Below are 21,098 nucleotides of genomic sequence, written 5' to 3'. Positions count from 1 at the left end.
TTTTGCGCCTCGTTTATGCGCCCAAATCTAGCGCGCCCCCTTTCCGGCCGGCTTAAGAAACGCAGTTAAGTTTAGGTTGTTTTGAAGAGGGTTAGCGGGTCATGACCGGGTGTAATGGCCAATTAACGCTGTGCGGGCGGTGCAGGCCGAGGCCCCATTCTGCCGAAAAGCGATGGCATCGCCTGAGCTTGCGACGAACGTCCATTCCGTCATTGGTCATACCACAGTTCAAGATTGCCATAGCGGGGGTAGCGTGACGGTGCTTTTGGCGGGGCGATCTCCTATGTTTGGCAAAGTCTCATCACCGCTGCGGGCCCATGCCAGTAACGCTTCTTGCCCAGCCCCGAATTGAACCGACCGGCGCCGCCGGCCTGGTCGATCGCTATGGGCGGACGATCTCCTACCTGCGCATATCCGTGACCGATCGCTGCGACTTCCGCTGCGTCTATTGCATGTCCGAGGACATGCAATTCCTGCCGCGCAAGGAGGTGCTCAGCTTCGAAGAACTCGATACCATCGCCTCCGCCTTCATCAGGCGCGGCGTGCGCAAGATCCGCCTGACGGGCGGGGAGCCGCTGGTGCGCAAGGACATCATGGCGCTGGTCGAGAGGATCGGCGGGCATCTCGGGCACGGGCTCGAAGAACTCACCGTCACTACCAATGGCAGCCAGTTGCGGCGCCATGCGCGTGGCCTGGCCGCGGCCGGGGTCCGGCGCATCAACGTCTCCCTCGATACGCTCGACCCCGAGCGGTTTGCCGCCATCACGCGGCGCGGCCGGCTGGCTGACGTTCTCGATGGTATCGAGGCCGCGGACGAAGCGGGCATCGCCATCAAGATCAACATGGTTGCCGTGCGCGGCAGCAATGACGACGAGATCGAGCCGATGCTGCGCTGGGCGCATGCACGAGGTTATGGCCTGACCATGATCGAAGGCATGCCTCTGGGCGAAGTCGGCATCGACAGGGTCGAGAGCTACCTCTCCCTGCGGGAGGTACGCGCGCGCCTGGCCGAGCGTTTCACGCTCGAGCAGACGCCCCATCGTACAGGCGGTCCGGCGCGCTATGAACGCGTCGCCGAGACCGGCGGCCTCGTCGGCTTCATCACCCCGATGAGCCACAATTTCTGCGAAAGCTGCAATCGCGTGCGGCTGACGGCGACCGGGCAGCTCTTCATGTGCCTGGGCCAGGAGGACATGGTCGATCTGCGGGCGGTACTCCGCGAGGAGGGGCCGGACGGCCTCGACGCCGCGCTCGACCGGGCGATGCTGCTCAAGCCCGAGGGCCACGACTTCGTGCTCGACCGCGCAAACCCCGCGCCTGCGGTCAGTCGCCATATGAGCGTGACGGGGGGCTGAGATGGCGCTCGACGAGATTTCCAAGTCCACCGTCCCGCTGGTCCCCTACGATACGGGGTTGGACCCGGACGATCCTGCCTCGGTTTTCCTGCTGCTTCAGGAGGGACTTGCCGAGGGAATTGCGGGGGCTCTGCTGACCATCGTCGACATTTCGGGCGGTGCCCCCCGCGCGCTCGGCTCGCAAATGGCCGTGCTGGCCGACGGACGCTATTGCGGCTACGTCTCGGGTGGATGCGTGGAAGCGGCGGTTGCCGCCGAAGCCGTGCGCGCCATCGAGAGCGGCGGCGACGAGATCCTGCGCTTCGGCACGGGCTCGCCCTTCATCGATATCAAGCTGCCCTGCGGCGGCAGCATCGACGTCCACGTGCACGTGGGCCTGTCGGCGGAGCTGGTGCACCAGGCGCAGGCGCGGCTGGCCGAGCGGCAGCCGTTCGCCATCCGCTTGCGGCCGGCCGACGGCGCCTCCGAACTGGTACCGGTATCGGGCGTCTCCGAGCGCAGCTCCTGGCAGGGCGAGAACTTCGTGCGCCAGTACCATCCGCTGACCCGGCTGGTGCTCATCGGCGAAGGCCACGAACTCGTGGCACTTTCGAGCATCGGGCGCGCGTCCGGGCTGCCGGTCGCGGCCTTCATGTCCTCGCAGAACGGCTCCGAGATCGTGGAGGGACATGGCACACCGGTGACGCTGGTCACAGGAGCGACGCTCCCCGACCTTCCGGTCGACCCGTTCACCGCCGTGGTCTTCCTGCTCCACGACCGCTTCAAGGAAAGTCGGCTGCTCGAAAGCGCGCTGGGCTACGACCCCTTCTATGTCGGGGCGCTCGGCAGCCAGCGCACCCATGCGGGCCGCATTGCCAAGCTGCAGTCGGCCGGGGTCGAGGAAGCCCGCATCGCGCGGCTCCACGGACCGATCGGCCTTTTCGGCCCGACCCGCACCGCCTCTACCCTGGCCATCTCCGTGCTCGGCGAAATCGCCGAAGCGCGCATGCGGCTCGACGGCTGATGCAGCTCGCCGATACCGGGGTCATCGTTCTCGCCGCAGGGTTGTCGCGGCGCTATGGCACGGCCAGCAAGCTCCACGCCGAACTGGAGGGCAAGCCGCTGGCGCGCCATATCGCAGATACGTTGAGCGCCCTGCCCTTTCAGTCCCGCCTTGCCGTTTGCCGGTTCGGCGACGAGGAACTGGCCCAAATGTTCGCCGACCTGGGATTCATGGTCGCGATCAACCCCGATACCGCGCGCGGCCTTTCCTCTTCCCTTTCTGTCGGCGTCGAAACACTCGCGGCGCAGCCGGTCGATGCCGCGCTCATCTGCCTCGCCGACATGCCATACGTATCGGCAGGACATCTCCAGTCACTGGTCGGACGGCTCGATGGGGATCAGGCCATGGTCGGCTCGCGCGCGCCGTCAGGGGCGATCATGCCGCCCGCCGCCTTTGCCCGGGCGCGGTTCGATGAACTCCTTTCGCTCGAAGGCGACAGGGGGGCCGGTCGCCTGCTTGCCGGTGCGGTTGCCGTCGATGCCGGCGCCGAGGAGTTGGCGGACTTCGATACCGCCCTCGACTTCGTGCGCGACTAGCGCCTGACGGCAGGCGTTTCGACTGCGAGCCCCTGCCCGCGCCAGCGCAGGTAAAGCTCGAGATCGACATATTCCTGCGAACCGGCCGCGTAGGGCTCGGCCCTCACCGCTTCGTTGCACCAGGCGAACATGCGGTTGGTCGACCCCATCGTCTGCCAAAGGGCCCGGTAGATCGGAAAGCCGTTGACCTGTCCCTGGCTGATGACGTCGGCGCGCAGGTGGTCGCCGGCATGATCCTCGTGGCAATTGGCGCAGGAAAGGTTGAGCTGGCCGCGCCGCTGGTAGAAGAAGGCCTTGCCGCGCTCGAAGCTCTGGGCGGCGGGCCCATCAACGGCCACCGACATGGGTAGCCCCTTGGCCTGGTGCGACACGAAGGCCGTGAGCGATAGCAGCGGTTCGGATTCGTATTGCAAGGGCTCGGCGCCCTGCCGCCCCCGGCACTGGTTGATCTGTTGCTCAAGGTTGATCACCTTGCCCTCGGACTGCGACCAGGCGGGATAGCGGGTGGCTACGGTGCGCATGGATGTCGCCGCGTCTCCGTGGCAGCTCGCGCAGGATTGTCCTGATGTGCCGGCCGGCTCGCTCCAGAGCCGTTCACCCTCCTCCACCCACAGCATGCCCGGATTGGCGAAGTCGTCGTCCTGGAGCTGGCGGGTTTCGGGCGTCAGGTAGTCATAGCCCGATTTCGGCGTCACCGGCGGCGCGGCGGCGCCGGTCAGCACGAAGGCCAGGGCGAAGACTGCCGTGACCGCGAAAGCCGGTGCCAGGGTCGAGAGCTTCATACCACCTCGAGATGTGCGCTGGCCTCGGTGATGGTCCCGTCCTGGTCCTTCCACCAGAAGTCGACGGGGCCGCTCGTGGTGGCCTTGAGATAGAACGAGAAATACGGATTGGCCGACAGGCCGGGCTCGAGCGTGACGCGGAACACCTCGCCGCCGTCATAGGTGCAGACGAATTCGCTGATAATCTCGACCGGAATGGGCGTGCCCTGGCTGTTGAGGCGAAAGCCGTTCTCCATCGGGTGCTGGATGATGGCGCGGATCTCCACGGCATCTCCCTTGAGGGCGGTCTTGGGAACGCGGATACGGGTATTGGGCATGGCGCTCTCCCTAGAACCTGATCTTGAGAGTGTCGCAGGCGCCAACCGTCACCATCACGCGCACCTGGGCCTGGTAGATGGTGCCGTCGGTCATTTCGGCGATGGCGATGACATCCTGCGTTCCGCTCAGGCGGATATTGGTCGAAAACTCCGCCTTGGCGGCCTTGGGGCCGAACGCCATGGTGGCGATGAGCGGACGCGGATTGCGATTGGCGAAGATCATGACGCGCTTGACCGAGTCCGCCTCGGTCATGGGGCTCTCGATGCTCACCGTGAGCGGCACGGTATTGCCGCTTTCGGCCAGCGGCGGCAGCGTCATGGCAATGCGCCCGTCGGTCCGCGGGGCATCTCCGAAGGCAGCCTCGATCGCTTCGGCAACGCTGGCGTCGTCGGCGCGCACCGGCATGGAAACGAGCACAAACCCGGCGCCGAGCCCGGCTAGCACACTGCGGCGCGTCAGGAGATTGGCTGGCTCGGATCGCTTCATCGCGGCACTTTCTATTTGAGCGTCAGCAGGAAGGCCACGAGGTCCTCGATCTGCTGGGCGGTCAGTATGGTCTTGCCGGCATATTGCGTCTGCACGCGCACCAGGCCATCGGAAACGTAATAGGCGGGCATCACCGTCTGCGGATCGAGTGCCTTGGGATCGACGATCCGCTGGCGCATCTCGCCTGCGGTCAGGCGCGACCCCACGCCTCCCAGGGAAGGCCCGATGTCTCCCGCCGCGCCGTCCGGTACCTCGGGAATGGGGATGGCGTGACAGATCAGGCAGTTGCCCAGGTCGGAATTGACCGCCACGGCCTTGCCCCGCTGCAGGTTGCCGGGCTCGGCCGTGAGCGGTTCTTCAAGCGAAGGCCCATCCTGGGCGGCGCCGGCCGAAGGCAGGGCAAGCGCCAGGGCGAGGGCCGCGCTCAGCCAAACATTTCGGCGGTGATGTTCTCGTACCATGAGTGGGCGTATTCCGCCTCGCGCTTGTGGACGTCTTGGGAAGCCTCAAGGGGCGTGGTGCGATTGTCTTCGAAACTTAGCGCCAGGCTGCCGTCCTTGACCTCGAAGACGTCGGCAATCTCGAAGGCATAGTCGGGCGTGGCGAAGCTGTAGCAGACATTGATGAGCTTGGAGGGCGCGACCTCCTTGCCCGCAATCGCGGCCAGGATAGCGGCGCCGCAGACCTTGGCCTGGTTGTTGGCACTGAAGCCGGATTTGGGCATGGCCCCGGCGATGGTGGCATCGCCCAGCACGTAGATGTCCTTGTGTACGGTGGACTGGAAAGTGACCGGGTCGATCGGACAGAAGCCCTTGCCTTCGTCGAGCCCCGCATCGATGGCAATCTGGCCGGCCCGCTGCGCCGGGATGATGTTGGCGACCGCCGGATTGAAGTCGTCGAAGCTGGTCGAGACGGTCATGGTGGCGGTATCCACCCCCATGACCACGCCCGATTGCGAACCCGGCACCCATTCGACCATCCCCGGGTAGAGCTTGGCCCAAGCCTCTTCGAACAGGGGCTGCTTGGCGAAGCTCTCGTTGGAGTCGAGGATCACCACCTTGGATTTCGGCTTGTGCTGATGAAGGTAGTTGGCGATCAGCGACGCCCTTTCGAAGGGGCCCGGCGGGCAGCGGAACGGGGTCTTGGGCACGCCGATGATGACAAGCCCGCCGTCGTCCATCGCCTCGATCTGCTGGCGCAGGAGCATGGTCTGCGGGCCGGCCTGCCAGGCGTGCGGCATGATCTCGGCCGCCCCGGGCCCGTAGCCCTCGATGCTGTCCCAGACGAACTGGATGCCGGGAGATACTACGAGGTAGTCGTAGGGCAGCACGTCGCCACCCGCGAGGGTCACGGTCTTGGCCGTCGCGTCGATCGCGGAGGCGGTGTCGTGGATCACCTCGACGCCCGCGGCCGCGACAGCGTCATAGCCAAAGGTAATCTGCTCCATCTGCCAGAGGCCGCCGATGACGCCATTGCTGAAGGGGCAGGTGGAAAAGGTCCTGTCGCGCTCGACGAGCGTTACCGCCACGTCCGGGTTGTGGCGGCGCAGGTAGCGCGCCAGGGATGTGCCGCCGAAGCCGCCGCCGATGACGACGACCTTGGGGTTTCCGGCCGCCGATGCCAGGTGGGGGAGGACGAATGGGGCCGCGAGCGCAGCGCCCGCACCGCTCACGAAAGTGCGTCGGGAAAGCTTGCTCATTTTACGTCCACATTCGAGAAGTAGGCGGCCAGGGCGGCGAGTTCGTCGTCGGTATATCCACGTACGATGCGGTTCATGATCGTGGCCTCGCTTCCTTCCTCGCGGAAGGCCAGCATAAGCGAAATCAATTCATCCTTCGGCCGACCGGCCAGGGCAGGCATGGCGCCTGGGCTCGTTCCATCGACGCCGTGGCAGCTCGTGCAGGCCTGGGAGAGTGCCTCGCCATCGGGTCCGGCCGCCATGGCCGGAACCGCGCCGAGAGCAGCCAGAAGCACGGTAAGCCTCAGTAAAACCTGCATTATCCCAGGAACTCCCCTCGCGTTCGATAGCGCTCCCGCCCGTCGGGATACCGCGGCGCTACTATCGGTTCCCAAACGATACCGCTCCGGCCCGAGTCCGCGAAGCATAGACTAACCAAACATGCACATTAGGAAACCCGAGGGCCCAAAGGCTGGATCGGTTCTAAACTAGGCGGCATAAATTACCTTGATCAGGGCCCCTTTTTTGGGAGGAATATTTATGTCAGTCACTTTGACGATTAATGGCAAACCGACAGAAGTCGATGCCGATCCGCAAACCCCGCTGCTATGGGTACTCCGCGATCATCTGGGGATGACCGGAACCAAGTTCGGCTGCGGCATTGCCCAGTGCGGCGCCTGCACGGTGCACCTGGACGGGGAAGCCACACGTTCGTGCCAGGTGCCGCTCGAAGTTGCGGTGGGCAGCGAGATCACCACGATCGAAGGGCTCAGCCCCGATTCGAGCCATCCGCTCCAGAAGGCCTGGATCGAGATGAACGTGCCGCAGTGCGGCTATTGCCAGGCCGGCATGCTGATGGCTGCCTCTTCGCTGCTCGCGGCCATCCCCGAGCCGACCGACGAGGACATCGACCAGTACGTCTCCAACATCTGCCGCTGCGGCACCTACCCGCGCGTGCGCGCTGCCATCCACAAGGCAGCCGCGGAAATGAAGGCGTGAGGACCCAGCCATGAACAAGAGCTTCAACCTCAATCGCCGCAAATTCCTTATCTCCTCGTTCGCCGCCGGCGGTGCGATGGTGATCGGAACCCACGCCATGGCAGCCACGATTGAGGGCTTGCCCGCTGGAGTGCCGACACCGGCAGGCGCCACCGAATTCACGCCCTGGCTCACCATCGGCGCCGATGACATCGTCACGGTGCGGGCGACCGCAGTCGATATCGGCAACGGCACGCTGACCCAGATCGCTTCCTACATCATGGAAGAGCTCAATCCGGCCTGGGACAACATCAAGGTCGAGTACGCCAATACCAACCGCGACTACAAGGAAGGCAACGTCTATTCGACGCCCGGTGGCGCGCTTGGCTATTTCAGTGGCCGTTCGACCGGCCCGGCCCGCATGGACACCTACCTGCAGGTTGCCGCCAGCGCCCGCGCCCGCCTCATCGGCGCAGCGGCCGAAGCCTGGGGCGTTCCAGCCGCCGAAATCGCCATCAAGGACGGCGTGCTCTCCCATGCGAGCGGCAAATCGGCCAAGTTCAGCGAGATGGTCGAGGCAGCCTCCAAGGTGAGCTTTGCCGAAGAGCCCAAGCCGAAGGATCGTTCGGAGTGGACCTGGCTGCAGAAGAAGGCCCCGGCCAAGATTCAGATCCCCCACATCGTCAATGGCTCGGCCATCTACGGGGTGGACGTCAAGGTTCCGGACATGGTCTACGCGGCCATGATGCAGTCCCCGGTCATGGGCGGCAAGCTCAAGAGCTATGACGCCGAGAAGGTCAAGGACATGCCGGGCGTACTGGCCGTCGTCACGGTCGAGCCCGGCGAAAACGTGCCGACCGACCTCAAGCCGCCCTTCCCGTTCGGCGTCAATCCGGCCCAGCACGCGGTGGCCGTCATTGCCGAGCACTATTGGCAGGCCCGCATGGCGCTCGACGCGCTCCCGATCGAGTGGGATGACGGTCCGGGCGCGCAGTGGAAGTCGACCCAGCAGATGGTCGATGCCGCACTCGCCGCGGTCGAGAAGCCCGGCGAGAAGGTGGAAGTGAGCAATGGCGACGTCGAGGCGGTGTTCAAGGACGCCGGCAAGATCGTGGAAGCCAACTACCACACGCCCTATTGCGACCAGACGCCGATCGAGCCGCTCAACGGCACTGCACTCGTCACCCCGGACCGCGTGGATTTCTGGCACCCGTCCCAGCATTCGCAGGAAGCCTTCTACGTTGCAGCGCACGAAACCGGCGTCGCCCCGGAGAATGTCTACTTCCACCAGACCTTCGTGGGTGGCGGCTTCGGCCGGCGCGTGTTCTCGGACGACGCCCGCATGGTCGTGGCCGTGGCCAAGAAGTATCCCGGCAAGCCGGTGCACCTCATCTGGTCGCGCGAGGAAATGACCCGCCAGGGCCGCTACCGTCCAATGATGGCGGCAAAGCTCAAGGCGGCACTCGGTGATGACGGCCTGCCCACCGCCCTGCTCGGGCGCATGTCCGGCGGCCCGGGCTTCTTCGCAGTCGGCATGCCCGAAACGGCGCTGACGGCGGTGACGCCCAATGCCCAGATCGAGTCGCAGACGGTTCCGTTCCACATCCTGACCGGCCCCTATCGCGGCCCAGGTTACAACTCGAACGCGTTCTTCGTCGAGACGTTCGTGGACGAACTCGCCGAAGCGGCGGGCGAGGACCCGCTCGATTATCGCCTGCGGCTCTACGGCAAGTTCGCCGACAAGGGCTGGGTCAAGGTGCTCGAAGAGGTCAAGGCCAAGTCCGGTTGGGGCGAAGCCCTGCCCAAGGGTCAGGGCCGTGGCGTGGCCGTCGCCAACTGGGGCATGGACGGCAAGACGCCGTCGGGCACGACCGTGGCGACCGTTGCCAAGGTGGATATCGCCCAGGACGGCACGCTCAAGGTTCTGCAGCTCGATGTGGCCTTCGACACCGGCCGCATCCTCAACGAGGATGCCGTGCGGGTGGAACTGGAAGGCGGCACCATCTTCGGGCTCAACATGAGCATGATGGAAGGCCTCAACGTCGAGGACGGGCGCATCGTGGAAGGCAACTTCGACGAGTATCCGATGCTGCGCATGGAAGACATGCCCAAGATCAACATCCACTTCGGTGGCCTGTCGGACGACAATCGCTACTTCGAGATCGGCGAGCCGCCGGCCGGCGTCGTCGGTCCGGCGGTGGGCAACGCCATCTATGCCGCCATCGGCAAGCGGGTGCGTTCCACCCCGTTCCGGCTCCATGACCTGACCTGGAGCTAAGCAACAAAGGCCGGCGGCACTCCCGCCGGCCTCATTTTTTGCTTCAGCGCTCGCTCGGCAGGGGCATGCGCTCGACTTCCGCAAGCACTTCAAGCATCCCGGCGACATTGGCCTCGGCGATGGTGCGCCCTTTTTCCGCCGTGGCGATCGAGGCATCGCCCACCGCGCCTGCCGGATTGATATCCGAAGCAATCCAGGCATAGACGTGGCCGAAGGCGCCCGTGGGCCGCAGGTACCTGAACTGCTGTTCGTCACGCGCGGCGATCGAGACGAAGTTTTCCGCTCGCGCCATATCCACCAGATGCGGCTTGAAATGCAGGATGAGCGACGTCTCCGCGTCGCCGCCATGAATGCCGTGCCGGCGCTCGAGGTCGGTCAGCACGTCCGGTGGCGTGAAGCGCCAGCCGCTCTTGACGGCGAGCATGCCGGCACGCACACGCAACTCGCGCGCCACAATGCCCATGATCTCCTCGTTGCCGCCGTGCGAGTTGACGATGACGATCTTGCGCACCCCCGCCCTCGCCACTTCGAGCCCGATCTGCGTCCAGGCCTCGATGAGGTTGGTGGCGGTATGGGTGATGGTTCCGTTGGCCCAGACGTGTTCATTCGACTTGCCGATGGACTGGACGGGCAGAATGCGAATGTCGAGGTTTTCCGGGGCGCGTTCGGCCAGCAGTTCCATCATCGAGGTGTTGATGATGGTGTCGGTGCCGACCGGCAGATGCGGGCCATGCTGTTCGACAGCGGCGATCGGGAGGATCGCGATGGTCTTGTTGGGGTCGATGCCGTCGAATTCGCGAGCGGCGAAATCGGTCCACCAGATCTTGCGCATGAAAGGCGTCCTTAGGCCGGGCCGGCCGCGATTGCCTCGATCTCGACCACGAATTCGGGTCGGGCGAAGCCCTGCACCATCATCAGGGTCGAGGCCGGGTAGGGTTGGTGGAAGAGGCTGTTGCGGACAGCCATGTATTCGGCCAGGTGCTCGCGGCCGGTGACATAGGCGTTGATGCGCACGATGTCCCCGAGCCCCAGCCCGGCTTCGCGCAGGATCGCGACGATATTGGCGAAACAGAGCCTCGTCTGGCCGGCGCAATCGGACGGGATTGCCTTGTCCGCCCCGATCCCGAGTTGGCCCGAGCAGAAGATGAGCTTCTGCCCCGCGGGCACGACCACGCCGTGGCTGTAAGGCGCGAACGGCGGGTGGATGTCTTTCGGATCAAGCGTTGCGATCATGATGCCCCCGGACGATTGGTGCGAATGCTAGTGGCAGGTAAAGCGCTTGACCAGCCCTGCGACTGCATTTCTGCACGCATAGCAGGCATTCGCTAAATGTGCCTATTTTTTGGCTTCACACGTCGCCGCCGTTGTTCAAAGCTACTCGAGGGCGGGCCTTGTCCGCACGAAGTTCAGCCGCAGCAGGAGACTGCGGCGCAGGGGAGCGCAACATGCACGTTTCGATCAAGACGACCATTCTGGCAGCGATGGCGCTTGCCGCATCGCCGGTTTCCGCCCAGGAGCTGGACAAGGTGACCTTCGGCACCAACTGGCTGGCCCAGGCCGAGCACGGCGGCTACTACCAGGCCGTGGCCGACGGCACCTACAAGAAGTACGGGCTGGATGTAACGATCCGCCAGGGCGGACCGCAGGCCCCCAACGGGCAATTGCTGGTGGCCGGCCAGATCGAGTTCTACATGGGCGGCATGTCGACCATCGACTCGGTCAAGGAAGGCATTCCGGTCCTTGCGGTCGCCTCCATCTTCCAGAAGGACCCGCAGGTGCTGCTGGCCCATCCTGACGCGGGATATTCGGATCTGGCGAGCCTCAAGGATGCTTCCAAGCTCATCATGGGCAAGGACAGCTTTTTCGCCGGCTACTGGCCGTGGATGAAGGCCGCGTTCGAGGGCTTCTCCGACGACAAGTACGAACCCTACACCTTCAACCCGGCCCCGTTCATCGCCGACGAGAAGTCCGTGCAGCAGGGCTACCTGACGTCCGAACCCTATGAGATCGAAAAGCAGACCGGCTGGGCGCCGAAGGTCTTCCTGCTCGCCGATTTCGGCTATGATCCCTATTCGACCACCATCGAGACGCGCCAGGATATCGTGGACAAGAATCCCGACCTCGTGCAGCGGTTCGTCGATGCCACCATCGTGGGCTGGTACCACTACCTCTACGGCGACAACAGCGCGGCGAACGCCCTGATCAAGGCCGACAATCCCGAAATGACCGACGGCCAGATCGCCTATTCCATCGCCAAGATGAAAGAATATGGCATCGTGGTATCCGGCGACGCCGAGACCCAGGGTATCGGCTGCATGACCGATGCTCGCTGGTCCGACTTCTACGCCAAGATGGTCAACGCTGGCGTCTACCAGGACGGCATCGACATCTCCAAGGCCTACACCACCCAGTTCGTCTGCAAGGGCGTGGGCAAGGAACTGGCCACGGCCGGCTGACAAGGCGCGACTCGTCGGTGCGGGTCCGCCCGCACCGCCCTGCCCCCAACACGGGTTGTTTCCGGTGACTGACATTGCCACTGCCCCGGCCCAGGCCGGCACCGCCGAGACCGCGCGCAAGCTTGTCGTTTCGATGCGCGACGTCTCCAAGCTCTTTTCCAATGGCACCCTGGCGCTCAAGGGCATGTCGCTCGATGTGCGCGCCGGCGAGTTCATCTCGCTGCTCGGGCCTTCCGGGTGCGGCAAATCGACGGCCCTGCGGATCATCGCCGGATTGGGGTCGCCTTCCTCGGGAACGATCAACTGGCCGAGTTCGCGCATCAACGCCAAGGGGCTGCCGGAAGGCGATGTCGGCTTCGTCTTCCAGGATCCGACCCTGATGCCCTGGGCGACCGTCTTCGACAACGTACACCTGCCGCTCAAGCTGCGCGGCGTTTCCAAGGGCGATGCGCGTGACAAGATCATGGAAGGCCTCGAGGCCGTGGGGCTGGCGGACTTCGCCAAGTCCTATCCACGCGAACTTTCGGGGGGCATGAAAATGCGCGTCTCGATCGCGCGGGCCATGGTGACCAAGCCGCGCCTGCTGCTCATGGACGAGCCGTTCGCGGCGCTCGACGAGATCACGCGCCAGAAACTCAACGACGACGTGCTGCGGCTCTGGCAGCAAAATGGGGTCACGGTGATCTTCGTGACACACTCGGTCTACGAGTCCGCCTACCTTTCGAGCCGGATCGTGGTGATGCGGGCGCGGCCGGGGCAGGTCTACTCGGACATGGACATTCCCCAGCCCGACGGCCGGGACCCGGACTACCGCACGTCCGAGGGCTACAGGCAGACGTGCCAGCTCGTTTCCGACGCCCTGCAACGGGCCATCCATGCGGCAGAGGTGGCATGATGAGCGAGATCGTTCAGACCAACAGCGAAGCAGGCACCGACAGCGCAGCCGGCGTCATCCTGGCGAAGACGCCGAACCGGGAGAAGGTCCTGCAGGTCGTGGTACCCATCCTTGCCCTGACCCTGGGGATCATCGGCTGGCATCTGGCGGTGACCATCAACGGCATCCCGCGCTACATCCTGCCCGGGCCGGTGGACGTGTGGAACGCGCTCTGGACCGATTCCGCCACGCTCTGGCCGGCCCTCCTGGTCACGGTACGCATCACCTTCATGGCCCTGGCCATCGCCCTTATCGGCGGGGTGGGGCTCGCCATCATGCTGGTGCAGTCGCGCATTCTCGAGCTGGCGCTGTTTCCCTATGCCGTGATCCTGCAAGTCACGCCGATGATCGCCATCGCGCCGCTGCTGCTCATCTATGCGCCCGATACCCAGACGGCGCTGCTCATCTGTGCCTTCATCGTCGCCTTCTTCCCGATTCTCTCGAACATGGCGCAGGGCCTCAAGAGTGTAGACCACAACCTGCTCAACCTCTTCGAGCTCTACGGTGCCTCTGGCTGGCAGACGCTCATCTACCTCAAGATTCCGTCCGCAATGCCCTATTTCATGGCGGGGCTGCGCATCGCCGGCGGGCTCTCGCTCATCGCCGCGGTGGTTGCAGAGTTCGCTGCCGGCTCGGCCGGACAGGGTGCCGGGCTCGCCTTCCGGCTCCTCGAAAGCCAGTACCGGCTCAACCTGCCCCGCCTGTTCGTGGCGCTGCTGATGCTGTGCGGTACGGGTATCGCCATCTTCGGGCTGACCTCGTTCGTTTCCTGGCTGGCGCTGCACCGCTGGCACGAAAGCGCCATCCGGCGGGAGAACTAGCGATGGCGCTCTCCATTCCTGCCGACGGGCACTACGTGCTGGCCAATGCCGGCGTGCCCGCCTCGGTGCTCGGGGAACCCGGCTCGGGCGCCCTCAAGCCGGTGGACGTGACCATCGCCGGCGCCCGGATCGCGGCGATCGCGGAAGCCGGTTCAGCCCCGCATCACCAGCGGATCGACCTGCGCGGCGACATCGTGATGCCTGCGTTCGTTGACCTGCACACCCATCTCGACAAGGGGCACATCTGGCCGCGCAAGGAGAACCCGGACGGGACCTGGCTTGGCGCGCTAATGGCCGTGCTCGCCGACAGGCAGGCCAACTGGGCGGCGCGCGACGTCGAGCGCCGCATGGATTTTTCGCTGCGCTGTGCCTATGCGCACGGCACCGCCGCCATCCGCACGCACCTGGACATGGCGCCACCCCAGCACGCCATCACCTGGGAGGTGTTCGAGGCCACGCGCGAACGCTGGACCGGGCGCATCGAATTGCAGGCGGCGGGCCTGATGGGCCCTGACACGATCCTCGATCCTGCCGCGCTTCGCGCCGTTGCGGAGCGAACAAAGGCCGCCGGAGGCATCCTTGGCGGCTCGTCCGCTGTCCACCCGGAGAACCCCACCATCATGCGGCGGCTGGTGGAAATGGCCGGCGAGATGGATCTCGACATCGACCTGCACACAGATGAAACGGCCGACCCGTCCGCTTCGGCGCTGCTCAGCCTGGCCGAGGCGGTGATCGAAACCGGGTTCAAGGGGCGCGTCGTGGCGGGCCATTGCTGCGCCCTTGCCAACCAGCCCGCAGACCTGGCCCTGCGCACCATCGAGACGGTGGCAGAGGCCGGCATCGCCGTGGTGTCGCTGCCCATGTGCAACCTCTACCTGCAGGATCGGGAGAACCAGCACGGAGTGCGCACGCCGCGTTGGCGCGGGGTGACGCTGCTCAACGAGCTCAAGGCGGCCGGCGTGCCGGTGGCCATCGCCTCGGACAACACGCGCGATCCCTTCTATGCCTATGGCGACCTCGATGCTTTCGAGGTGCTCCGCGAAGGCGCGCGTATCCTGCATTTCGACCACCCGCAAGCCGATGCCTTCACCTGGGCACGGTCCGTCGGGGCCGATCCGGCGGCGATCGCCGGCTTCGCCCATACGGCCGAGCTGGTGGTCGGCGCCCCGGCGGATCTGGTCGTCTTCAAGGGCCGCACCTGGACCGAACTGATGTCCCGCCCGCAGGCCGATCGCACGGTGTTGCGGGGCGGGATGGCCATCGACACCACCCTTCCCGACTATCGAGAACTCGACGACCTGATGGGACAGCAATGAGCGTTGCAGACTTCCGAGCCGAACTGGGCGACATCCCGCAAGAAGACAATCCGCGCATCGTGCAGCAGCGCAGCCGGGACCATTACTGGTATTCGCCGGTGCTCAAGGCCAAGCTGGACCACGTGAGTGCCGAGGTCGTGGTCTCTCCGCGCTCCACCGAGGAAGTGAAGACCGTCCTGCGCGCCGCCTACAGGCACGGCGTCGCCATCACGCCACGCGGAGCGGGAACGGGCAATTATGGCCAGGCCATGCCGCTTTCGGGCGGCGCCATGCTCAACATGATGAACATGGACAAGGTGATCGAGATCAAACGGGATCGCGTTCTCGCCCAGGCCGGCGCTGTTCTTGAAAAAATGGACCACGAGACGCGCGAAGCCGTCGGCTCGGAACTGCGTTTCCACCCCTCCACCTACCGGATGGCCTCGCTGGGGGGCTTCATCGCCGGTGGCTCGGGCGGCGTCGGTTCGGTGCGCTGGGGTGGCCTGCGCAACCTGGGCAGCATCCTGGGCCTCAAGATCGTCACCTGCGAAGCCGAACCGCGCGAGCTCGGCCTGGTCGGCGAGGACGTCCTCAAGGTGGCGCATGCCTACGGCACCAACGGCATCATCGTTGAGGCAGAGATGCCGCTGGCGCCTGCCTATGACTGGATAGACGTCATCGTCGGGTTCGACGCGTTCATGGATGCGGCCCGCTTCGCCGAAGCGGTGGCCTTGCAGGACGGGCTGCTGGTCAAGGAGGTCTCGCCTTGCGCGGCGCCCATCCCCGAGGCCTATTTCAACCGGCACAAGCCTTATCTCAAGGACGGCCAGTCGGTGGTGCTGATCATGGTGGCGCCGGTATCGATGGATTCGCTGGCCCTCTTCGTCGACCACCACAAAGGCGAGATGCGCTATCGCGCGGACCTGGCGACGGAGGATGAAAAGCGCCGGCTGCCGCCGATCTACGAACTGGCCTGGAACCACACGACGCTGCGTGCGCTCAAGATAGACAACTCGATCACCTACCTGCAGACCCGTTACCCAACCATCGAGCACGTGCGACGGATCGTGGAAATGCTCGGCGACGAATTGCCCATGCATATCGAGATGACGCGCCAGGATGGCGTCGTCACTTTCTCCGGGCTGCCGATGGTGCGCTATACCAGCGAGGAGCGCCTCGAGGAGATCATCCGCATCCACGAGGACAATGGCTGCAATGTCTTTAACCCCCACCGCTACACGCTCGAGGAGGGAGGCATGAAGCGCACCGACCACAAGCAACTGGCCTTCAAGCGCGAGGCCGACCCGAAGGGCATGTTGAACCCGGGCAAGATGGTGGCCTGGGAGAACCCGGACTTCGATTTCAACGCCGGCAAGGCCTGGCTGTTCGACGGCCTCAACGCGGTGCGTACCGCCTGATGCGCGTCCACGTCGTTCACGCCCATCCGGTCGAAACCAGCTACAATCGTGCGCTCTTCGGGGCGGTCCTCGATTCCCTGCAGGGCGCGGGCCATGCGGTCGATGCCCTCAACCTCTACGACGAGGATTTTCCGGCGGTGATGACGCGCGAGGAGCGGCTAGCCTATCACAGTGTGCCCGGCAATCTCTCGGACCTCGTCAAGCCCTATGTCGAGCGCCTGCGAGCAGCCGACGCCGTCGTCTTCGTCCACCCGGTGTGGAACTACGGCTACCCCGCCATCCTCAAGGGTTATTTCGACCGGGTGTTCCTGCCCGGCGTTTCCTTCACGATGGAGGGCGGGGAGGATCGTGGGCGGCTCAAGCCGGGGCTGCACAACATCCGCAAGGCCGCCTTCGTCACCACCTATGGCGGCGACCGCCTGCGGACCTGGGCGATGGGCGATCCGCCGCGCCGCGTCGCCATGCGCTGGGGCTGGGCGACGTTCCGGAGCCGGCCGAAATACCTGGCGCTCTACGACATGAACAATTGCACGCCTGCTCGCCTCGAAGGATTCCTGGCGACGGTGAGGGCCGAGTTCACGCGCTTCTAGATCAGGACTCGAGCGAAGGCAGGCTATGGAAGGCAGCCTTGAGCGCGGAGCCCCAGCCTTCCGAGATGGCGGTGTAATAGGGGTCGTTACGCTCGAACCTGCGGCCGGGAACAAGGGCGAGACTGTCGGCGCGGTAGACCTGCATATCCAGGGGCAGACCAACCGAGAGATTCGACTTGAGCGTGGAATCGAACGAGACCAGCAGGAGCTTGATCGCGTCCTCCTCGCTCATGTCCGGTTCGTAGGCCCGCACCAGGATAGGCTTGCCGTATTTGTGCTCGCCGATCTGGAAGAAAGGCGTGTCCGGCGAGGATTCGATGAAATTGCCCTCCGGATAGATATAGAAAAGACGCGGCCCCTCGCCCCTGATCTGCCCGCCCATGATGAAGGTCGCCCCGAAAGCGTCGGCGCTCTGGCCGACAGGCGCGGTATCGTGGATGACTTCCTTGACGATCGAGCCGACCAGTTGCGCGGTCTGGAACATGGAGCTGGTTTCCATGAGCGAGGGCCGGCCGGCGCGTGGCGTGCGAATGCGTTCGTCGATCAGGCCGGCCACGGCCTGAGTCGTCGCCAGGTTGCCGGCCGAGAGCAGCACGATTGCGCGCTCGCCGGGCGTGCTCCAGGTCCGCATCTTGGAAAAGGTCGAGATGTTGTCCAGGCCCGCATTGGTCCGGGTATCGGACATGAAGATCAGCCCGCTGTCCATCTTCAACCCGACACAATATGTCATCGTCCCGTCAGCCCTACTGCTCCTGTTCGACGCTGATCTCGACGGCGAGCGTCTCGGCAGCGGCACCGGTGCGAACCCCGGAAACCGGTGCTGCGGAACGATAATCCAGCCCGCAGGCGATTCGCACATAGTTGTCGTTGGGACATATGGCGTTTGCGGCGTCGAACCCGACCCAGCCGAGGCCATCCACGTGCGCCTCCGCCCAGGCGTGGCTGGCAGTCTGCTCGGCGACACCTTCCATGCGCAGGTAGCCAGAGACATAGCGCGCGGGAATCCCCAGCAGGCGAGCGGCGGAAATGAAGATCTGCGCGTGGTCCTGGCACACGCCGGCGCCGTTGACCAGGGCGGCCTCGGCGTCGGTGGCGACGTTGGTGGCGCCAGGCACGTAGCTGACCTGCTCGTGGATGCGGCCCATCAGGCTATGCAGCATCGGCAGGTGCCCCTCGCCCAGCGCGCCGAGTTCGCTTGCCAGGGCGCGGATGCGTTCGCCGGGGCGGGTCAGCTCGGTCTCGCGTTCGAAGACCCAGAGCGGGGGCGTCCCGTTCGCCGGCCCAAGCACACCGTTGCGGTCTTCAGTCTCGATGACGCCGGATGCCTGCACGCAGATGCTCTCGGCGTTGCGCTCGTGGCGAACGAGTTCGGTGCGGTTGCCGAAACCGTCGACATAGCTCACCTCGCGCTCGGCGCCCTCCACCTCGACACGCCATTCGCGCACCACCTGCCCCGGATGGTTGGTCGGCCAGAGCCGCAACCTCTGTACCGCGTAGGGAACGGGCTGGTCGTAGTGGTAGCGCGAGACGTGGTTGATGGTCAGCAGCACTTGGCGTCAATCGAAGTTGTAGATCTCGGCGATCTCGGCGCCCAGACGGTTGTTGTGATCGATGAAGTCGGAGAGGAACTCGTGCAGGCCGACGTCGAAAATGGCGTCGACCTTGGTGCCCTTGAGGCTGGAAAGCGTGCGTTCGGCCGAGTTGTGGCAGACGTGGCGCTGGCCATAGTCCTCGGCCAGGTAATTGAGGTTCTCCACGATGTTCCGGTAGGAGAAGTTGAGCGATCGGGGCATGCGCCCGTCCAGGATGAGATAGTCGGCGATCTGGGCCGGTTTGTACTGGGCGTCATAGACCCACCGGTAGGAGCGGTGCGCCGAGACCGAGCGCAGGATCGATTCCCACTGATAGTTGTCGATTGTGGTGCCCACATAGGAAATGGCGGGCAGCAGCACGTAGTATTTGACGTCGAGGATGCGCGCGGTGTTGTCGGCGCGCTCGATGCAGGTGCCGATGCGGGCGAAATTGTAGATCTCGTTGCGCAGCATCGTGCCGTGGAAGGCGCCACGAATGAGCGAGGTCTCGCGCTTGATGCGGTCGAGCACCGGCGGCAGGTCGCTTTCCGGAATCGGATGGGCCAGGACCTCCTTGAGCGCCATCCAGCCTTCATTGACCGCTTCCCAGGCGTCGCGCGTCAAGGCCGTGCGCACCATGCGGGCATTGACCCGGGCGGTCTCGATGCACGAGATCACGCTCGACGGGTTGTCGGGGTCGCGCAGCAGGAAGTCCGATACGGTAGCGGCCGTGAACTGCTTGTGCCGCTCGCAAAATCCCTGGCGCACCCCTGCCGAGGACACCACCGAGGACCATTCCTCCGAGGCGTTCGACGTGCGGGTCAGTGCCATTCGGAGGCCCGCATCCACGATGCGGGCCATGTTCTCGGCCCGCTCGATGTAGCGGTGCATCCAGTAGAGGCCGTTGGCGGTTCGTCCAAGAAGCATGCCCTAAAACCCCTGTCGTCGCGTCAGTCGTCCAGCACCCAGGTATCCTTGGTGCCGCCACCCTGGCTCGAGTTGACCACGAGCGAGCCCTCCTTGAGGGCCACCCGCGTCAGCCCGCCGGGGGTGATGCGCACACGGTCGGATACGAGCACGAAGGGGCGCAGATCCACGTGGCGCGGCGCAAGGCCTGCTTCGGTGAGGATCGGCGTCGTCGAGAGGGCGAGGGTGGGTTGGGCGATGTAGTTGCCCGGCCGCGCCTTGAGCTTTTCGGCGAAGGCTTCGCGCTCGGCCTTCGAGGCGGCAGGGCCAACCAGCATGCCGTATCCGCCCGAGCCATGTACTTCCTTGACCACCAGTTCCTCGAGGTGCTCGAGCACGTATTTGAGGCTGTCCGCCTCCGCGCAGCGCCAGGTCGGCACGTTCTCGAGGATCGCCTGACGGCCGGTGTAGAACTCGACGATTTCGGGCATGTAGGAATAGATCGCCTTGTCGTCGGCAATGCCCGTGCCCGGCGCGTTGGCGATGGTGATGTTGCCGGCCCGGTAGACGTCCATGATGCCGGGAACGCCCAGGGTCGAATCCGGGCGGAAGGTCAACGGGTCGAGATAGGCGTCGTCGACCCGGCGATAAAGCACATCGATGGCCCGGAAGCCCTCGGTGGTGCGCATGGCGATGCGCCCGTCCACTACCTTGAGGTCGCGGCCTTCCACCAGTTCCACGCCCATCTGGTCGGCGAGGAAGGCGTGCTCGAAATAGGCCGAGTTGTACATGCCCGGCGTCAGCACCGCGATGGTGGGCGAGGACTGGTTGCCGCCGGGCGGCGCCACGGCAGCCAGGGACTGGCGCAGGAACTGCGGATAGGTCTCGACCGGCAGGACCTTGACCTGCTGGAAGAGCTCGGGGAAGAGCTGCATCATCGTCTCCCGGTTCTCCAGCATGTAGGAGACCCCGGAGGGTGTGCGGGCGTTGTCCTCGAGCACGTAGAACTGGTTCTCGGCGGTTCGGACGATGTCCACGCCGATGATGTGGGTGTAGACGTTGCCGGGCGGGCGGAAGCCCATCATCTCGGGCAGGAAGGCCTCGTTCTGGGCGATCAGCTCGCGCGGAATGCGACCGGCGCGAACGATTTCCTGGCGGTGGTAGATGTCATCCAGAAAGGCGTTAAGGGCGATGACGCGCTGCTCGATGCCCTGGGAGAGCCGGCGCCACTCGCGGCCGGTGATGATGCGCGGGATGATGTCGAAGGGGATAAGCCGCTCGGCGGCCTGGTTGTCACCGTAGACGGCGAAGGTGATGCCCGTCTTGCGGAACACGCCCTCGGCATCGGTCGCCTTCTGGCTCAACTTTGCTGGAGACTGCACGTCGAGCCATTGCTGGAGTGCCGCATAGGGTGGTCTGACGCCGCCTTCCGGCGCCAGCATTTCGTCGAATGGATGCACTCGAAACCTCCAGCTACCCCTCCATTCAACCGGGTTGCCGGAAAAATACAAGCCATTGTTTAAACATTGTGCAGTGAGTTTGCCTGCCGCTCGTTTGAGCAGTTATTAGTCACGAGCGCATCTTGGCGGTGCCAAGCCCAATGCGGCCCGCTCGTCTCGCCCTGCCTATTGCACAGGCTTGCAACAGCCCTATC

The 21,098-nt window shown here is 64.9% G+C and carries 23 protein-coding genes; 11 read left to right on the top strand and 12 right to left on the bottom strand.

The window, feature by feature from the left end:
- The first annotated feature begins 317 nt into the window (after positions 1-317).
- The 3 genes from moaA to FNA67_RS05150 are packed head-to-tail and all read left to right on the top strand — an operon-like array spanning position 318 to position 2,933.
- The gene (gene moaA / locus FNA67_RS05160; protein WP_049704206.1) at positions 318-1,355 is read left to right on the top strand and encodes a GTP 3',8-cyclase MoaA; all 1,038 of its coding nucleotides are present in this window, start codon (positions 318-320) and stop codon (positions 1,353-1,355) included.
- Position 1,356: 1 nt separating this feature from the next.
- A complete protein-coding gene (locus FNA67_RS05155; RefSeq protein ID WP_147655298.1) occupies positions 1,357-2,358 on the top strand; it encodes an XdhC family protein in 1,002 nt (333 codons plus the stop codon).
- The gene (locus tag FNA67_RS05150; protein ID WP_147655297.1) at positions 2,358-2,933 is read left to right on the top strand and encodes a nucleotidyltransferase family protein; all 576 of its coding nucleotides are present in this window, start codon (positions 2,358-2,360) and stop codon (positions 2,931-2,933) included. The genes FNA67_RS05155 and FNA67_RS05150 overlap by 1 nt, the downstream gene beginning before the upstream one ends.
- Here the strand turns inward: FNA67_RS05150 and soxA are convergent.
- From soxA to FNA67_RS05120, 6 genes are read right to left on the bottom strand one after another with little or no spacing between them, the layout of a single operon-like run.
- Positions 2,930-3,715, bottom strand: coding sequence for a sulfur oxidation c-type cytochrome SoxA (soxA, locus tag FNA67_RS05145; RefSeq protein WP_147655296.1), 786 nt, complete (start codon positions 3,713-3,715; stop codon positions 2,930-2,932). The genes FNA67_RS05150 and soxA overlap by 4 nt on opposite strands.
- Entirely contained in the window at positions 3,712-4,032 is a 321-nt protein-coding gene (gene soxZ / locus FNA67_RS05140) for a thiosulfate oxidation carrier complex protein SoxZ (protein ID WP_049704203.1), read from the bottom strand. The genes soxA and soxZ overlap by 4 nt, the downstream gene beginning before the upstream one ends.
- A gap of 10 nt (positions 4,033-4,042) precedes the next feature.
- On the bottom strand, positions 4,043-4,519 hold the full coding sequence (locus tag FNA67_RS05135) for a thiosulfate oxidation carrier protein SoxY (RefSeq protein ID WP_147655295.1): 477 nt from the start codon (positions 4,517-4,519) through the stop codon (positions 4,043-4,045).
- Positions 4,520-4,530: 11 nt separating this feature from the next.
- Positions 4,531-4,980, bottom strand: a complete 450-nt coding sequence (gene soxX / locus FNA67_RS05130; protein WP_210246439.1) for a sulfur oxidation c-type cytochrome SoxX — start codon at positions 4,978-4,980, stop codon at positions 4,531-4,533.
- Positions 4,944-6,218, bottom strand: a complete 1,275-nt coding sequence (locus FNA67_RS05125; RefSeq protein WP_147655294.1) for an NAD(P)/FAD-dependent oxidoreductase — start codon at positions 6,216-6,218, stop codon at positions 4,944-4,946. The genes soxX and FNA67_RS05125 overlap by 37 nt, the downstream gene beginning before the upstream one ends.
- Positions 6,215-6,517 (bottom strand): c-type cytochrome, encoded by a 303-nt coding sequence (locus FNA67_RS05120; protein ID WP_147655293.1) that lies wholly within the window; start codon positions 6,515-6,517, stop codon positions 6,215-6,217. Before FNA67_RS05120 ends, FNA67_RS05125 begins: the two co-directional genes overlap by 4 nt.
- A gap of 220 nt (positions 6,518-6,737) precedes the next feature.
- Here FNA67_RS05120 and FNA67_RS05115 point away from each other — a divergent pair, with 220 nt between their 5' ends.
- On the top strand, positions 6,738-7,196 hold the full coding sequence (locus FNA67_RS05115; RefSeq protein WP_049704201.1) for a (2Fe-2S)-binding protein: 459 nt from the start codon (positions 6,738-6,740) through the stop codon (positions 7,194-7,196).
- Positions 7,197-7,206: 10 nt separating this feature from the next.
- Positions 7,207-9,453, top strand: coding sequence for a xanthine dehydrogenase family protein molybdopterin-binding subunit (locus tag FNA67_RS05110; protein WP_147655292.1), 2,247 nt, complete (start codon positions 7,207-7,209; stop codon positions 9,451-9,453).
- Positions 9,454-9,496: 43 nt separating this feature from the next.
- On the opposite strand, the gene FNA67_RS05105 is transcribed toward FNA67_RS05110, so the two are convergent.
- Together FNA67_RS05105 and FNA67_RS05100 are read right to left on the bottom strand one after the other, a co-directional pair.
- Positions 9,497-10,285: a creatininase family protein gene (locus FNA67_RS05105; protein WP_147655291.1), complete on the bottom strand. Its 789-nt coding sequence runs from the start codon at positions 10,283-10,285 to the stop codon at positions 9,497-9,499.
- Between the two features lie 11 nt (positions 10,286-10,296).
- The gene (locus FNA67_RS05100) at positions 10,297-10,686 is read right to left on the bottom strand and encodes a RidA family protein (RefSeq protein WP_147655290.1); all 390 of its coding nucleotides are present in this window, start codon (positions 10,684-10,686) and stop codon (positions 10,297-10,299) included.
- A 212-nt stretch (positions 10,687-10,898) separates the two neighbouring features.
- On the opposite strand from FNA67_RS05100, the gene FNA67_RS05095 reads away from it, so the two are divergent.
- The 6 genes from FNA67_RS05095 to FNA67_RS05070 all read left to right on the top strand — a co-directional run bounded on the left by FNA67_RS05095 (position 10,899) and on the right by FNA67_RS05070 (position 16,967).
- Entirely contained in the window at positions 10,899-11,909 is a 1,011-nt protein-coding gene (locus FNA67_RS05095) for an ABC transporter substrate-binding protein (RefSeq protein ID WP_147655289.1), read from the top strand.
- Between the two features lie 73 nt (positions 11,910-11,982).
- Complete coding sequence (locus FNA67_RS05090; protein WP_371874382.1) at positions 11,983-12,804, top strand: ABC transporter ATP-binding protein; 822 nt, start codon at positions 11,983-11,985, stop codon at positions 12,802-12,804.
- Positions 12,801-13,664, top strand: a complete 864-nt coding sequence (locus FNA67_RS05085; RefSeq protein ID WP_371874362.1) for an ABC transporter permease — start codon at positions 12,801-12,803, stop codon at positions 13,662-13,664. Before FNA67_RS05090 ends, FNA67_RS05085 begins: the two co-directional genes overlap by 4 nt.
- A 2-nt stretch (positions 13,665-13,666) precedes the next feature.
- Complete coding sequence (locus tag FNA67_RS05080; RefSeq protein WP_147655287.1) at positions 13,667-14,980, top strand: cytosine deaminase; 1,314 nt, start codon at positions 13,667-13,669, stop codon at positions 14,978-14,980.
- Positions 14,977-16,377 carry an FAD-binding oxidoreductase gene (locus FNA67_RS05075; protein WP_147655286.1) on the top strand — a complete coding sequence of 467 codons (1,401 nt, stop codon included), beginning with the start codon at positions 14,977-14,979 and terminating at the stop codon, positions 16,375-16,377. Before FNA67_RS05080 ends, FNA67_RS05075 begins: the two co-directional genes overlap by 4 nt.
- Complete coding sequence (locus FNA67_RS05070; RefSeq protein WP_147655285.1) at positions 16,377-16,967, top strand: NAD(P)H-dependent oxidoreductase; 591 nt, start codon at positions 16,377-16,379, stop codon at positions 16,965-16,967. The genes FNA67_RS05075 and FNA67_RS05070 overlap by 1 nt, the downstream gene beginning before the upstream one ends.
- A gap of 1 nt (position 16,968) precedes the next feature.
- Here FNA67_RS05070 and FNA67_RS05065 read toward each other — a convergent pair whose 3' ends face one another.
- The 4 genes from FNA67_RS05065 to FNA67_RS05050 are packed head-to-tail and all read right to left on the bottom strand — an operon-like array spanning position 16,969 to position 20,904.
- Positions 16,969-17,697, bottom strand: a complete 729-nt coding sequence (locus FNA67_RS05065) for a proteasome-type protease (protein WP_147655284.1) — start codon at positions 17,695-17,697, stop codon at positions 16,969-16,971.
- Between the two features lie 13 nt (positions 17,698-17,710).
- A complete protein-coding gene (locus FNA67_RS05060) occupies positions 17,711-18,517 on the bottom strand; it encodes a transglutaminase family protein (protein ID WP_147655283.1) in 807 nt (268 codons plus the stop codon).
- 6 nt (positions 18,518-18,523) lie between these two features.
- The gene (locus tag FNA67_RS05055; protein WP_049704191.1) at positions 18,524-19,465 is read right to left on the bottom strand and encodes an alpha-E domain-containing protein; all 942 of its coding nucleotides are present in this window, start codon (positions 19,463-19,465) and stop codon (positions 18,524-18,526) included.
- A gap of 23 nt (positions 19,466-19,488) precedes the next feature.
- The gene (locus tag FNA67_RS05050; RefSeq protein ID WP_049704190.1) at positions 19,489-20,904 is read right to left on the bottom strand and encodes a circularly permuted type 2 ATP-grasp protein; all 1,416 of its coding nucleotides are present in this window, start codon (positions 20,902-20,904) and stop codon (positions 19,489-19,491) included.
- Positions 20,905-21,098: the final 194 nt, after the last annotated feature.

Origin of the sequence: Youhaiella tibetensis, from assembly GCF_008000755.1 — a bacterium.
GTDB lineage: Bacteria > Pseudomonadota > Alphaproteobacteria > Rhizobiales > Devosiaceae > Paradevosia > Paradevosia tibetensis.
The sequence above is the reverse complement of the archived record's forward strand: the minus strand, read 5'-3'. Positions and strand labels throughout refer to the sequence as shown.

Excerpts from the sequence above, each read along its gene's own strand:
- FNA67_RS05080 (WP_147655287.1), top strand. The coding sequence starts at position 13,667 with ATGGCGCTCTCCATTCCTGCCGACGGGCACTACGTGCTGGCCAATGCC.
- FNA67_RS05105 (WP_147655291.1), bottom strand. The coding sequence starts at position 10,285 with ATGCGCAAGATCTGGTGGACCGATTTCGCCGCTCGCGAATTCGACGGC.
- FNA67_RS05155 (WP_147655298.1), top strand. The coding sequence starts at position 1,357 with ATGGCGCTCGACGAGATTTCCAAGTCCACCGTCCCGCTGGTCCCCTAC.
- FNA67_RS05055 (WP_049704191.1), bottom strand. The coding sequence starts at position 19,465 with ATGCTTCTTGGACGAACCGCCAACGGCCTCTACTGGATGCACCGCTAC.
- soxA (WP_147655296.1), bottom strand. The coding sequence starts at position 3,715 with ATGAAGCTCTCGACCCTGGCACCGGCTTTCGCGGTCACGGCAGTCTTC.
- FNA67_RS05070 (WP_147655285.1), top strand. The coding sequence starts at position 16,377 with ATGCGCGTCCACGTCGTTCACGCCCATCCGGTCGAAACCAGCTACAAT.
- FNA67_RS05120 (WP_147655293.1), bottom strand. The coding sequence starts at position 6,517 with ATGCAGGTTTTACTGAGGCTTACCGTGCTTCTGGCTGCTCTCGGCGCG.
- FNA67_RS05110 (WP_147655292.1), top strand. The coding sequence starts at position 7,207 with ATGAACAAGAGCTTCAACCTCAATCGCCGCAAATTCCTTATCTCCTCG.
- FNA67_RS05075 (WP_147655286.1), top strand. The coding sequence starts at position 14,977 with ATGAGCGTTGCAGACTTCCGAGCCGAACTGGGCGACATCCCGCAAGAA.
- FNA67_RS05125 (WP_147655294.1), bottom strand. The coding sequence starts at position 6,218 with ATGAGCAAGCTTTCCCGACGCACTTTCGTGAGCGGTGCGGGCGCTGCG.
- FNA67_RS05150 (WP_147655297.1), top strand. The coding sequence starts at position 2,358 with ATGCAGCTCGCCGATACCGGGGTCATCGTTCTCGCCGCAGGGTTGTCG.
- soxX (WP_210246439.1), bottom strand. The coding sequence starts at position 4,980 with ATGGTACGAGAACATCACCGCCGAAATGTTTGGCTGAGCGCGGCCCTC.
- FNA67_RS05135 (WP_147655295.1), bottom strand. The coding sequence starts at position 4,519 with ATGAAGCGATCCGAGCCAGCCAATCTCCTGACGCGCCGCAGTGTGCTA.
- soxZ (WP_049704203.1), bottom strand. The coding sequence starts at position 4,032 with ATGCCCAATACCCGTATCCGCGTTCCCAAGACCGCCCTCAAGGGAGAT.
- FNA67_RS05115 (WP_049704201.1), top strand. The coding sequence starts at position 6,738 with ATGTCAGTCACTTTGACGATTAATGGCAAACCGACAGAAGTCGATGCC.
- FNA67_RS05095 (WP_147655289.1), top strand. The coding sequence starts at position 10,899 with ATGCACGTTTCGATCAAGACGACCATTCTGGCAGCGATGGCGCTTGCC.
- FNA67_RS05085 (WP_371874362.1), top strand. The coding sequence starts at position 12,801 with ATGATGAGCGAGATCGTTCAGACCAACAGCGAAGCAGGCACCGACAGC.
- FNA67_RS05100 (WP_147655290.1), bottom strand. The coding sequence starts at position 10,686 with ATGATCGCAACGCTTGATCCGAAAGACATCCACCCGCCGTTCGCGCCT.
- moaA (WP_049704206.1), top strand. The coding sequence starts at position 318 with ATGCCAGTAACGCTTCTTGCCCAGCCCCGAATTGAACCGACCGGCGCC.
- FNA67_RS05065 (WP_147655284.1), bottom strand. The coding sequence starts at position 17,697 with ATGACATATTGTGTCGGGTTGAAGATGGACAGCGGGCTGATCTTCATG.